This is a genomic window from Terrabacter lapilli, from assembly GCF_039531305.1.
GTDB classification, from domain to species: Bacteria; Actinomycetota; Actinomycetes; order Actinomycetales; family Dermatophilaceae; genus Terrabacter; species Terrabacter lapilli.
In genome coordinates, this window is the sequence record NZ_BAAAPU010000009.1 from 166,242 (window position 1) to 178,767 (window position 12,526).

Annotated in this window: 9 protein-coding genes; 4 read left to right on the forward strand and 5 right to left on the reverse strand. The window is 69.7% G+C overall.

Features of this window, described 5'->3' with window-relative positions; genetic code table 11:
• Positions 1–279 precede the first annotated feature (279 nt).
• From ABD241_RS15675 to nrdR, 3 genes are all read right to left on the reverse strand, one after another.
• Positions 280–2,109: an alkyl/aryl-sulfatase gene (locus ABD241_RS15675; RefSeq protein ID WP_344064620.1), complete on the reverse strand. Its 1,830-nt coding sequence runs from the start codon at positions 2,107–2,109 to the stop codon at positions 280–282.
• A 495-nt stretch (positions 2,110–2,604) separates the two neighbouring features.
• Positions 2,605–5,535 carry a vitamin B12-dependent ribonucleotide reductase gene (locus ABD241_RS15680; protein WP_344064623.1) on the reverse strand — a complete coding sequence of 977 codons (2,931 nt, stop codon included), beginning with the start codon at positions 5,533–5,535 and terminating at the stop codon, positions 2,605–2,607.
• A gap of 122 nt (positions 5,536–5,657) precedes the next feature.
• The gene (gene nrdR / locus ABD241_RS15685; RefSeq protein WP_344064625.1) at positions 5,658–6,164 is read right to left on the reverse strand and encodes a transcriptional regulator NrdR; all 507 of its coding nucleotides are present in this window, start codon (positions 6,162–6,164) and stop codon (positions 5,658–5,660) included.
• A 499-nt stretch (positions 6,165–6,663) separates the two neighbouring features.
• On the opposite strand from nrdR, the gene ABD241_RS15690 reads away from it, so the two are divergent.
• Positions 6,664–7,947 (forward strand): sensor histidine kinase, encoded by a 1,284-nt coding sequence (locus ABD241_RS15690; RefSeq protein WP_344064628.1) that lies wholly within the window; start codon positions 6,664–6,666, stop codon positions 7,945–7,947.
• Between the two features lie 170 nt (positions 7,948–8,117).
• Here the strand turns inward: ABD241_RS15690 and ABD241_RS15695 are convergent, their stop codons facing one another.
• The gene (locus ABD241_RS15695) at positions 8,118–8,612 is read right to left on the reverse strand and encodes a LysM peptidoglycan-binding domain-containing protein (protein WP_344064631.1); all 495 of its coding nucleotides are present in this window, start codon (positions 8,610–8,612) and stop codon (positions 8,118–8,120) included.
• Between the two features lie 229 nt (positions 8,613–8,841).
• Between ABD241_RS15695 and lexA the strand changes: the two genes are divergently transcribed.
• Positions 8,842–9,597, forward strand: a complete 756-nt coding sequence (gene lexA / locus ABD241_RS15700; protein WP_344064634.1) for a transcriptional repressor LexA — start codon at positions 8,842–8,844, stop codon at positions 9,595–9,597.
• Between the two features lie 29 nt (positions 9,598–9,626).
• Entirely contained in the window at positions 9,627–10,526 is a 900-nt protein-coding gene (locus ABD241_RS15705) for a hypothetical protein (RefSeq protein ID WP_344064636.1), read from the forward strand.
• A 12-nt stretch (positions 10,527–10,538) separates the two neighbouring features.
• On the opposite strand, the gene ABD241_RS15710 is transcribed toward ABD241_RS15705, so the two are convergent.
• Complete coding sequence (locus ABD241_RS15710; protein WP_344064639.1) at positions 10,539–11,492, reverse strand: Sir2 family NAD-dependent protein deacetylase; 954 nt, start codon at positions 11,490–11,492, stop codon at positions 10,539–10,541.
• 82 nt (positions 11,493–11,574) lie between these two features.
• Between ABD241_RS15710 and ABD241_RS15715 the strand changes: the two genes are divergently transcribed.
• Complete coding sequence (locus ABD241_RS15715) at positions 11,575–12,522, forward strand: LysR substrate-binding domain-containing protein (protein ID WP_142186225.1); 948 nt, start codon at positions 11,575–11,577, stop codon at positions 12,520–12,522.
• Positions 12,523–12,526: the final 4 nt, after the last annotated feature.

A 12,526-nucleotide genomic window follows, 5' to 3' on the forward strand; every position in this document is an offset into this window, starting at 1 on the left:
GCGGACCTGATCCGGTGGCGGCGCGGCTCTCGACGCTCGACCGGTTCCTTCCCGTGTGGATCGGCCTGGCGATGCTCGCGGGACTGCTCCTCGGCCAAGCCGGGCCAGACCACGATCTGGTTGTCAGCCGGCCCACCGGCGCGCCTGGATGCCTCGTACATGAGGCGGTGGTCGAAGGCGGGCATGCCCCAGATGACGGCCTCGACCGCCCGACGGAAAACGGCCCGCTCCGCGGACGTCAGCCCCACAGCGGTGCACGCTCCGGCCACCCCTTCTAGGTCATGGCGTCACCACTGGGAAGGTGTCCTCGGACTCCTCCAGGAGTTCGAGGAGACGCTTGAGCGCCTCGACGTCCCCGCTCGTGCCGAGGCCGTCGAGTCCGCGGCCACCGACGATGCCGAGCAGCTGGGGCTTCGTCAGCGTCACCTCGAGGTCGGCGCCGTCCGTGTTCCGCGGGTTCGGGGTCTGGATGAGGGCCCCGTTGGACAGCGCGGTCCGCACGACGAGGTGCTGGTCGGTGAAGCGCCACACGATCGTGCTGCGGACCTCGGCTGCGCGAAGGCCGTCGAGACGGATGGCGAGGGTGTCGAAGAGCTGCTCGACCGTGAGGGCGATCGCCATACCGCCGCCCACGTTGGTCACCGGGTTCGGGGTGACCCCGTGCAGCAGCTCGTGTCGGCCGGTGAGATAGAAGTTGCGCCAGAGCGCGTTCTCCGCGCCGAACCCGAGCTGCCCGTAGACGTCGGCCAGCGCCTGCCTGGCCGACGCGTTGTCCGGGTCGGCGAAGACCGCGTGCTTGAGCAGTTCCGCCGCGAAGCGCAGGTCGCCCCGGTCGGCGAACTCCCTGCCCTTCGACACGAGGGTGTCCACGCCGCCGAAGGCTTCGGCGTAGCGCGTGGCCGCGGCCTGGGGCGGGTGCTGCCACAGCGATGTCGGATGGCCGTCGAACCAGCCGAGGTACCGCTGGTAGACCGCCTTGACGTCGTGACTCACCGACCCGTAGTAGCCCCGCACGTGGAAGGCAGCATCGAGGACGGGCGGGAGCTGGAAGTCTTCGGCGATCTCGAGGCCGGTGGCGCCCTTGTTCAACGCCCGCAGGGTCTGGTCGTGCATGAAGGCGTACATGTCTCGCTGCTCTGACAGCCACCCGATGATGGGCTCGATGCCCCATGTCGGCCAGTGGTGGGAGCCGAACGCCACCTCCGGCACGCTGCCCGACTCGCCACCACCGACGCAGAAGATCTCGATGGCCTCATCGAGGTAGCGCGACCACGCGCGAGCATCACGCACGAGGGCGCCGCGCAGCGTCAGGACGTTGTGCAGGGTGTGCGAGGCGTTCTCGGCCATGCACAGAGCGCGGTACCGCGGGATGTAGAAGTTCATCTCGGCAGGCGCCTCCGTGCCGGGGGTCATCTGGAACTCGATCGCGACACCGTCGACCGTCTCCACCTGCCCGGTGTGCGTGACGTCGAGAGTCGGCGGCAGCAGTCCCACGGTGCCTGCCGAGGTCGCGATGCCCAGACCGGCACTGACCTGCCCCTCGGGACCAGGTGCAATCGTGGCCCCCGCCATGTACATACCGCGGCGGACCATCGCGCCGCCCGCGTAGACGTTCTCCGACACCGCGTGCTCCAGGAATCCCTCGGGGGCGATGATCGGCACGTCTCCCGCGCCGTCGGGCAGGACGCTGAGGACGCCGCCGAAGTGGTCGATGTGCGAGTGGCTGTAGATCACGGCGGCCACCGGCCGGTTGCCCCGGTGCTCCCTGTAGAGCGCAAGGCCAGCGGCGGCGGGCTCAGCCGAGCAGAGGGGATCGATGACGATGACGCCCTCGTCGCCCTCCACCAGCGTCATGTTCGACAGGTCGAACCCCCGCACCTGGTAGACGCCCTCGACGACCTCGTAGAGGCCGTTCTTCCAGCTGAGCTGAGCCTGACGGAACAGGCTCGGATGCACGGTCTCGGGACACTCTCCCTGGAGGAACCCGTATCCGGACGTGTCCATGGCCACGCGCCCTTGCTGGCCGGCGATCGTCACCGGCTGGAGCGTCGCGATGAAACCACGGTCCGCGTTGTCGAAGTCGGTTCGGCTGTCGAAGTCGAGAGGCATGGGTGCTTCCTTCTCTGGTGCCAACGGTCCGTCCGACGCTTCCACGGCGCCGCCATCCCGGCATCACCCCACGAGCGTGAGGCGGATGATGCACACCCGGCCCGACGCCGAGCGACGCCTCTGGTGGAAGGCCTTCGCCACGCCAGGCGGAGCATGGCCTCGGGGTTTTGGCACCGGGGCCTCATCCCGACCGGGTGACGATGCGCGACAACGCGCTGGGCCCGTCCCGGCGCTCTTGGGCGTCAGATCATCGACTCAACCGCAGGACGCCTTGACGGCCCAAAAACGCCGGCCGCATGCGCATGGGTTCCTCGGTCCTCGCTGTGAAGTGGCCAGTGCCCACGCTCGCCGTCTCGCAAGGGCAACGGCCCGGCTCTACCTTGAGAGCCGGGCCGTTGCCCTGAACGAATGTCACGTGAACAAGTCCGTGACGTTGCTGGCCAGTGGAATGTCAGCCGTGAGAATTCCCTTCATGACATTCCTTGACCGGTGACATCAGCTGCAGCCGCTGGTGCTGCCGCAACCCTCGCAGACGTAGCAGGAGCCGGCGGGGCGCATCTTGGTGCCGCAGGTCATGCAGATCGGTGCGTCAGCCGTGATGCCGCCGAACTTCTCGAGCAGCTCGGCGGAGCTGTGGACGTCGCCCGAGGCCTCACGAGCAGAAGCCGCGCCGGCGCCGAACTTGACGTCGGCGGCCACGCCCTTGGACTCGGTCTTCGTCGCCTCGTCGGCCTTGGGCTCGGACTTCTTCGAGACCGGGGCCGACTGCTGCAGCGACTCGAGCTCCTCCTCGAGCTCCTCGTCGGACTCGTCGGACTCGACGGCCTCGTAGGAGCCGGTCTCGACCTGACGGGCCCGCTCGGCAGCCGTGTGGATGCCCATGAACGAACGGGTGTCGAAGTCGAGGTAGTCGAGCGCGAGGCGGCGGAAGACGTAGTCCATGATCGACTGCGCCATGCGGACGTCCGGGTCGTCGGTCAGCCCGGCCGGCTCGAACCGCAGGTTGGTGAACTTCTCGACGAAGGTCTCGAGCGGAACGCCGTACTGCAGGCCGATGGAGACGGCGATCGAGAAGGCGTCCATCACGCCGGCCAGGGTCGAGCCCTGCTTGCCGAACTTGAGGAAGATCTCGCCGAGCTGCTGGTCGTCGTAGGTGCCGGCCGTGAGGTATCCCTCGGCGCCACCGACTGCGAACGACGTCGTCTGCGACGAACGGCGCTTGGGCAGGCGGCGACGGACCGGGCGGTACTCGATGACCTTCTCGACCTTGACGTCCGCGGCAGCAGCGTCGGCAGCAGCCTTGTTGTCCTTGGCCGTCGATCCACCGTCGGACAGGGGCTGGCCGACCTTGCAGTTGTCGCGGTAGACGGCGAGCGCCTTGATGCCGAGCTTCCAGCCCTGCATGTAGACGTCCTCGATCTCCTCGACCGTCGCCGTCTCGGGCAGGTTGACCGTCTTGGAGATGGCACCGGACAGGAACGGCTGGGTCGCCGCCATCATGCGCACGTGGCCCATCGGCGGGATGGCGCGGGCGCCCATGGCGGTGTCGAAGACCTCGTAGTGCTCGGGCTTGAGACCCGGCGCGTCGATGACGTGGCCCTTGTCGGCGATGTACTCGACGATGGCCTCGATCGACTCCTGCTGGTAGCCGAGCTTCTTCAACGCACGCGGGATCGTCAGGTTGACGATCTGCATCGAGCCGCCACCGACGAGCTTCTTGAACTTCACGAGCGAGAAGTCCGGCTCGATGCCGGTCGTGTCGCAGTCCATCATGAAGCCGATGGTGCCGGTGGGGGCCAGCACCGACGCCTGGGCGTTGCGGTAGCCGTGCTTCTCACCGAGCTTGACGACGTCGTCCCACGCCTTCGTCGCGAGCGTGTGGATGTCGGAGTCCATCGCGTCGAGGGTCTTGATGTTGTCGTTGGCGGCCTGGTGCTTGCGCATGACGCGCTTGTGGGCCTCGGCGTTGCGGGCGTAGCCGGCGTAGGCGCCGACGACACCGGCCATCTCGGCGGAGCGCTTGTAGGCGGCACCTGTGAGCAGCGAGGTGATGGCGGCGGCGAGCGAGCGGCCACCCTCGGAGTCGTAGCCGTGGCCGGTCGCCATCAGCAGCGCGCCGAGGTTGGCGTAGCCGATGCCGAGCTGGCGGTAGTTGCGCGTCGTCTCGCCGATGGGCTCGGTCGGGAAGTCGGCGAAGCAGATCGAGATGTCCATCGCCGTGATGACGAGCTCGACGACCTTCTGGAAGGTGACGGCGTCGAAGGTGTCGTCGTCGCGCAGGAACTTCAGCAGGTTGAGCGAGGCGAGGTTGCACGAGGAGTTGTCGAGCGACATGTACTCGGAGCACGGGTTGGAGGCCGTGATGCGCCCGGTCTCCGGGTTGGTGTGCCAGGCGTTGATCGTGTCGTCGTACTGGATGCCCGGGTCGGCGCACTCCCACGCGGCCTTGGCGATCTTGCCGAAGAGCTCGCGGGCGTCGACCTCCTCGATGACGGAGCCGTCGAGGCGCGAGCGCAGCCCGAACGTCGTGCCGTCCTGGACGGCCTTCATGAACTCGTCGTTGACGCGGACCGAGTTGTTGGCGTTCTGGTACTGGACCGAGACGATGTCCTTGCCGCCGAGGTCCATGTCGAACCCGGCGTCGCGCAGGGCACGGATCTTGTCCTCCTCGCGCGCCTTCGTCTCGACGAACTCCTCGATGTCGGGGTGGTCGACGTCGAGCACGACCATCTTGGCCGCACGGCGCGTGGCACCGCCGGACTTGATCGTGCCGGCCGAGGCGTCCGCGCCGCGCATGAAGGAGACCGGGCCGGAGGCCGTGCCGCCCGAGGAGAGCAGCTCCTTGGAGGAGCGGATGCGGGAGAGGTTGAGGCCGGCGCCGGAGCCGCCCTGGAAGATCTTCCCCTCTTCCTTGTACCAGTTGAGGATCGAGTCCATGGAGTCGTCGACGGAGAGGATGAAGCAGGCGGACACCTGCTGCGGGCTCTTGGTGCCGACGTTGAACCACACGGGCGAGTTGAACGAGAAGACCTGGTGCAGGAGGGCGTGCGTGAGCTCGTGCTCGAAGATCTCGGCGTCCTCGGGCGAGGCGAAGTAGCCGTTGCTCTTGCCGGCGGCGACGTAGGTCAGCACGACACGGTCGATGAGCTGCTTGAGCGAGGTCTCACGGGCGGCGGTGCCGACGGCGCCGCGGAAGTACTTGGTGGTCACGATCGTGCTCGCGTTGACCGACCAGAAGTCGGGGAACTCGACGCCGCGCTGCTCGAAGATCGTCTCTCCCGTCTTCCAGTTCTGCTGGACGACGTCGCGCTTCTCCCACGTCACCTCGTCGTACGGGTGGACGCCGGGGGTGGTGTAGATGCGCTCGATCTTGACGCCCTTGGCGCCAGCCTTCGAGCGTGGGCTGCGGTTACCGATCTCCGTCATGTCGTGCGGCCTCCCTGACCGAATCTGCTGCTGGGATGAGTCTTGCGTGGAGCACCGACAGTGCTGGTGCGCGCGCCGGGGGCGCGGTGGTGCGTCCGGGGTGGTACCGGTGGTGGAGGGTGTTACCGCTGGGCGCCGAGCTCGTCGACCCGGGAAGGAGCCGGCGGCTCCTCCCCCAGCGCGGCGCGCTCGGCTCGCAGGAGCGCGATGGCTCCTTCGAAGTCCTCGAGGCTCTCCCACGCCTGGTAGACGCTGGCGAACCTGAGGTAGGCGACCTCGTCGAGCTCGCGGAGCGGTTCGAGCACGGCCATGCCGACCTCGTGCGCCTCGATCTCGGCGTTTCCCTGCGACCGGATCGCCTCCTCGACCTTCTGGGCGAGGAGGGCCAGGTCGTCCTCACTGACGGGCCGTCCCTGGCATGCCTTGCGCACGCCCGAGAGCACCTTGGCCCGGCTGAACGGCTCGGAGGCTCCCGACCGCTTGATCACGTTGAGGCTCGAGGTCTCCAGCGTGGTGAAGCGGCGGTTGCACTGGGGGCACTGGCGACGGCGGCGGATGCACGCGCCGTCGTCCGTGGTGCGCGAGTCGATGACCCGCGAGTCGGTGTGGCGACAGAACGGACAGTGCACGTCTGGCCACCTCCCTCTCCCAGCTCGGACGTCCATGGAACGTCCACCCCATCCGGTATGCCGTCCCGCTCGCTTCCCGAGGCAGCGCCGGTGTTCGTGGAACCGGCGGCGCCCTGGGGAAGGCCTGGGGACGACGTTGGGGATGACCTGTGTGTAAACCCCGTCACGTTGGGGACTACATGTGGACGTCTTACATCTGTGTAACTACTAGATGTTGGGGTAACTGTAGGCGTCGTGTGACCCAGACCGCAAGCAGATCGCACATCTCCGCGCGTGTTGCGCCGCTGACCTGCACAAACGCCGCGCACGACGCATTCGGGGCGGCGTGTCGGCGGGGAGCGACCCCTACATCTGGGGGTGTCGCCGGCACCGGCGCCCTCCATGTGCGCGCTCCGCGGGCTCCCGGCGCCGTGGCCCAGCATCCCGGGCCCCCGCGCCGGCGGACCGCTGCGGGCACCGGTTCTTGCTCCGACGGCTCTCATGACAGAGGCTTCCGTTCGTGACGATCCGGACATCCACCGCACCCGCCGACCGCGCGCAGCGGCGTGAGGCCGCGTTGCGCGAGTACGACGTGCTCGGGCAGGCGCCCCAGCGTGAGCTCCAGGCGCTCGTCGACATCGCCGCCCAGGTGTGCGAGGCGCCGCGCGCGGCCATCAACCTCATCACCACGACGCACCAGCACCAGGTCGCCACGACTGGCTTCGACCCCTCGATCTGCACCCGTGAGGACTCGATGTGCGCCGCCGTGCTCGAGCACACCGACCGGGTCCTCGTGCCCGACGCGAGCCTCGACGAGCGGTTCCGACGCAACCCGTTCGTGACGGGCGTCCTCGGCAACGTCCGGTTCTACGCGTCGGCACCGCTCGCGACTCCCGACGGCGTCATCATCGGCAGGCTCTGCGTCTTCGACTCGCACCCTCGGCAGCTGGATGCCATGCAGGAGCAGTCGCTCACCACGATCGCCGAGCGTGTCGTCGACGTGCTCGAGCTGCGGCTGCGCACCCGCCGCCTCGAGAGCTCGCTCGAGGCCCTGACCCGCACCCAGCAGGAGCTGCACCGCTCCAACGAGGCCCTCTCCGTCTTCGCAGGGCAGGTGAGCCACGACCTGCGCACGCCCCTGACGGCGATCATGGCGAGCACCGAGCTGCTCGGCCAGGAGGATGCGGTCCAGGGCGACGAGTGGGTGGGGCGGCTGGTGTCGACGGCCCACCGCGCCGCCACGCGCATGGCCGGGATGATCGAACGTTTCCTGTCGTACGCGCGGGTCGGCGCCGAGCTGCAGCGGAGCGCCACGGACCTGGACGAGGTGCTGGCCTCGGCGCTCGAGGACCTCGCGGCGACCCTCGAGGAGTGTGGGGCGAGCGTGACGGCGGAGCGACTGCCCACCCTGGCCGTCGACCGCCAGCAGCTCTACTCGGTCCTGCTCAACCTCGTGTCGAACGCCGTGAAGTACGCACGCCCGGGCACGGCCCCCGTCGTGACCGTCGCCGCCGAGCAGATCGACGGAGGCTGGCGGGTCGAGGTCCGCGACAACGGCATCGGGATCGCGGAGCCCGATCGGGAGAAGGTCTTCGGCCTCTTCAACCGGGTCGAGACCTCGGTCCAGGGCAGCGGTATCGGTCTGGCGACGGTCCGGCGGATCATCGAGGCGCACGGCGGCACGATCGGCATCAGCGCCGTGGACGGCCCGGGCACCAACGTGTGGTTCGAGCTGCCCGACGACCTCCCCGGCGACCTCCCTGGCGACACGGGGCAGGAGCCTGAGGGCGACAGCGCGGCTTGAAGCCGAGCTGCACGTCCCCGAACGTCCTTCCCCCCACAACCCGGAACGCCGCGTCCCCGAAATGGGGACACGGCGTCCGGGGGCGGTCAGGGCGGGGTCGAAGCGCCGCAACCGCCAGCCGCAGAGGTGGAGCCAACGCGGCCGATCTGGGGTGACAGGCGGTCTGCCGGTCAGTGGGCGGGGATGACGAGCTGCTGGCCGGCGTGGATCTGCGACGTGCTCAGGCTGTTGGCCACCTGCAGCTCGACGACACCGTCGGCGACGGAGACGTCGGGCAGCTCGCGGGCCGCGATGCCGGACAGGGTCTGTCCCGGGTGCACCGTCACGGTGCGGGCGTCACCGCTCGCCGAGGCGAGCTGGCCGGCGAGGCCGACCCCGAGCAGGGCGAGTACGCCGGCGACGAGCAGCGTTCGCACCAGCCGGCCGAAGCGCGTGAGGCGGACCGCCGGCGCTGCGGCCCGGGCGACGGCCACCGCTTCACGGCCCGTGGGGACGAGTACCAGGCGCGGCCGGCCCGTCGTGAGCTGCCCGGCGCCGCCTGCGCCCCACACGACCTCGCGTGCGGCGTCCGGCCGAGGCGCACCCGCACCGCCACGTGCAGTGGCCCGCTCGGCGAAACGCTCGGTGTCTCGCTGACGAACGGCCTCGAGGACGATGGCGCTCATGGTGACCTCCCCTTGCTCCTGATCCGGCGAACATGTGTTCGATAGAACGTCTGTACGAGTTCTAGCACGACTGTGCCGTGAAGTCGAGACACGCCTCGAACACATGTTTGGCAACTGTGTTCGAAACTCGTAGTCTTTCCTCACACCAGACACCTCAGCAGCCACCACTGACACTGGCCTCACACACCAGGCGTCACACGCGGTCTGACGAGCCGACGAAGGGAACACCATGGGCGTGACCGAGCTTCCCGACCGCGAGACCGGAGACGGCCTGACCGTCCGACAGCGGCGCGTGCTCGAGGTCATCCGCAACTCCGTCGACCGCCGCGGCTACCCCCCGAGCATGCGCGAGATCGGCGACGCCGTCGGTCTCGCCAGCCCGTCGAGCGTGTCCCACCAGCTCAACGCCCTCGTTGCCAAGGGCTACCTCCGCCGCGACCCCAACCGCCCGCGGGCCCTCGAGGTCGTCTCCCCCGACGCCAAGGCCGAGGAGCTCGGCTACCGCGGGGGGTCGCGAGGAGGCTCCGGCTCAGGCGGCGGTTCGGTCGAGCCGGTGCGCCCCGGCGGAGACCAGTACGACACGGAGACCGACTCGGGCGACGCCCGGCCGCAGGCCTCCTACGTCCCGGTGCTCGGTCAGATCGCCGCCGGTGTGCCGATCACCGCCGAGCAGGTCGTCGAGGACGTCTTCCCCCTGCCCCGGCAGCTCGTCGGCGAGGGCGAGCTCTTCCTGCTCAAGGTCACCGGCGACTCCATGGTCGAGGCGGCCATCTGCGACGGCGACTGGGTCGTGGTGCGCCAGCAGCAGCACGCCGACAACGGCGACATCGTCGCCGCCATGCTCGACAACGAGGCGACCGTCAAGACCTTCAAGCGCAAGGACGGCCATGTGTGGCTGATGCCGCACAACCCCGACTTCTCCCCCATCGACGGCGACCACGCCACGATCCTCGGCAAGGTCACCGCGGTCCTGCGACGCATCTGAGCAACGGTCAGCCGAGCCGGCCCTTTCCGATGGCCCAGGAGCGCACCCGCGACGTCGTCCTCACCTACCGCTACCTGCGGGGGGCGATGATCGCCCTGCTGCTCATGCTCCTGCTCTCCGTCGTCTACCAGTGGTGGTGGGAGACCGGCCACTCGTGCTGGCTCGGGTCCATCAGCGCGTACTACTACACACCGGCCCGCGGTGTCTTCGTCGGCGCCCTCTGCGCCCTGGGCGGCGGCCTCATCGCCTACCAGGGGCACTCGGCGGAGGAGGACGTGCTCCTCGACTTCTCGGGACTGATGGCCTTCGTCGTCGCCCTGGTCCCCACCGAGCCCGACGGGCGCTGCGGGCCCAACGCATACACCCAGACGGCACCGGAGATCGCCGCGGCCGTGCGCAACAACATCTGGTCGCTGCTCGTCGTCACGGTGCTCGCCGCCGCCGTCGCCGCCTGGCTCGGGCGCCCCGGTCGACGCGACCCGCGCCGGCCGCGCTCGACACGCTCCGTCGTGGTGAGCATCGCGTGCGGGGCCGTCGTGCTCGGCGAGCTGGTCCTCTTCCTCGTCCTGCGCGACCGCTTCATCGCCCTGAGCCACGGGATCGCCGCCGTCACCATGGTGGCCGGCGTCATCGCCGTCATGGTGCTGAGCGCCTCCCGCGCCGAGGAGCGACACCAAGGCGCGGCGGACGGTCGGGGCTCGGTCTACAAGCGGGTCTACATGGCACTCGCGGCCGCTCTCGCCGTGGCGCTGGGCGTCGCGGTCGTCACCGCGCTCGCTGTGGCCGGCTTCGACCACCTGGTGCTGATCGCGGAGGTCATCATCATCGTGCTCTTCGGCACCTACTGGGGCGTGCAGACCAAGGAGCTGTGGGACCTGCGCGACGCCCCGGGGCCCGAGGCACGCGCCGTCGGCCCGACCGCCCAGTGACCCAACGCCCCTTCAGTGACCCAGTGCCCCGCGGAGCTTGCCCAGGGTGGGCCCGAGCGGTGCATGCAGTCGCAGCGTCGCCTCGCTGTCACCGCGGGTGGCCGACCGGGTCACGATGGCGACCGGCACGTCGCGCTGGTGCGCGCGTCGCACGAAGCGGTAGCCGCTCATGACCGACAGTGAGGAGCCGAGCACGAGCACCGCGCCGGCAGCCTCCACGAGTGAGAAGCACCGCTCGACCAGGGTCTTGGGCACCGACTCGCCGAAGAAGACGACGTCCGGCTTGACGGTGTCGCGCCCGCACACGAGGCAGCGGGGTGCGTGGAACGACTCGACGAGGGCGTCGGCGAGGACGATGTCGCCGTCGGGTCGGACCTGCTCGCCCCACTGCGAGCCGACGGCGGCGGCCGCCTCGGCGAACCGGTCCATGAAGCCCGGGTTGGCCTCGGTCATCCTCTCGTGCAGGCCTTCTCGCGTCGTGTACTCACCACAGGTGAGGCACACGGCGCGGTCGAGCGAACCGTGCAGCTCCACGACGTCGGTGGCGCCGGAGGCCTGGTGCAGCCCGTCGACGTTCTGCGTGATGATCGGTCCCACGTAGCCGGCCTGCTGCAGGTCGGTGACGACGTGGTGGCCCTCGTTGGGCTCGGCGGCGTTGAAACGCTGCCAGCCGATGTAGCTGCGCGCCCAGTACCGCCGGCGGGCCTCGCTCGAGCCCGCGAACTCGCCGTAGGTCATCGGCTCGACCCGGCGGGTCCCGTCGGGTCCGCGGTAGTCGGGGATGCCGGACTCCGTCGACAGCCCGGCGCCTGACAGCACGACCACGCCGCCGCCGCTCACGAGGTCCACGAGGTCGTCGAAGGTCCCCAGGTCGTGCGTCTCGAGCGGCAGGGTGCGGGTCGTGGAGAGCCGGGTCCGGCCGGTCGTGGAGGTCGACTGCGGGGGTATGCCGTTCGGCTGCTGCACGGCGAAAGCCTACGTCTGCTGCCGGCCCTCCCGAAAAGCGCGGGCGACCCCCTGAACCATAATGATCCGTTATGCTTTTCCCATGATCGATGCTGCCGGCCTGCGGGTCATGAAGGCCATTGCCGACGAGGGAAGCTTCACCAGCGCCGCCAACGCGCTGGGCTTCACCCAGCCGGCCATCTCCCAGATGGTGCGGCGCCTCGAGCAGCGCACGGGCACGGTGCTCGTCGAGCGCTACGGCCGCCAGGTGCGACTCACCGAGGCGGGGCAGGTGCTGGCGCGGCACGCCGTCGGCGTCCTGGCCGCGCTCGACGCCGCCGAGGAGGAGATCACCGCCATCGCCGGGCTGCGTGCCGGCCGCGTCCGGCTGCAGGCCTTCCCGAGCTCGTCGGCGACGCTCGTGCCGCGCACCCTCGCGATCCTCAAGGCGCGCCACCCCGACATCACCGTCACCTTCACCGAGGCCGAGCCGCCCGAGTCCCTGGCGGCCCTGCGGGGCGGCGACTGCGACGTCGCGGTCGCCTTCGCCTACGAGGGCGCCGAGCTGGGCGAGCTGGAGGAGGACCTCTCCCTGCTCGTGACCCGGCGCCTCATGGACGACGAGGTCCGCCTCGTCGTGCCCGGCACGCACCCGCACGCCCGTGACGACGCGGCGACCCTCAGCGACTTCGCCGGAGAGGAGTGGATCGCCGGGTGTCCTCGCTGTCGTGGCCACCTGCTCTCCCTCGCCGACACCGCCGGGTTCCGCCCCAACGTCGCCTTCGAGACCGAGGACTACGTCGCCCAGCTCGGACTCGTCACCGCCGGCCTCGGCGTGGCCCTGGTGCCGGACCTGATCCTCAACGCCGCCAAGCACGACGACGTCGCGACGCTGCCGCTCGCTCCCGCGTCGCGCCGCCAGATCCTCGCCGTCACCACCCCGGACCTGCAGCGCGTGCCCGCCGTCGCCGCAGCGCTCGACGCGCTGTGCGAGGCCGCCGGCAGCGACCCCACCGTCTCCCCTGCCCAGCTCGCCGGCGCGAAGGCCTGAGACC

What these genes read in the sequence shown, in the direction of transcription:
- ABD241_RS15680 (WP_344064623.1), bottom strand. Translation starts at nt 5,535, where the DNA reads ATGACGGAGATCGGTAACCGCAGCCCACGCTCGAAGGCTGGCGCCAAG.
- ABD241_RS15715 (WP_142186225.1), top strand. Translation starts at nt 11,575, where the DNA reads ATGATCGATGCTGCCGGCCTGCGGGTCATGAAGGCCATTGCCGACGAG.
- ABD241_RS15695 (WP_344064631.1), bottom strand. Translation starts at nt 8,612, where the DNA reads ATGAGCGCCATCGTCCTCGAGGCCGTTCGTCAGCGAGACACCGAGCGT.
- ABD241_RS15675 (WP_344064620.1), bottom strand. Translation starts at nt 2,109, where the DNA reads ATGCCTCTCGACTTCGACAGCCGAACCGACTTCGACAACGCGGACCGT.
- ABD241_RS15705 (WP_344064636.1), top strand. Translation starts at nt 9,627, where the DNA reads ATGGCCCAGGAGCGCACCCGCGACGTCGTCCTCACCTACCGCTACCTG.
- lexA (WP_344064634.1), top strand. Translation starts at nt 8,842, where the DNA reads ATGGGCGTGACCGAGCTTCCCGACCGCGAGACCGGAGACGGCCTGACC.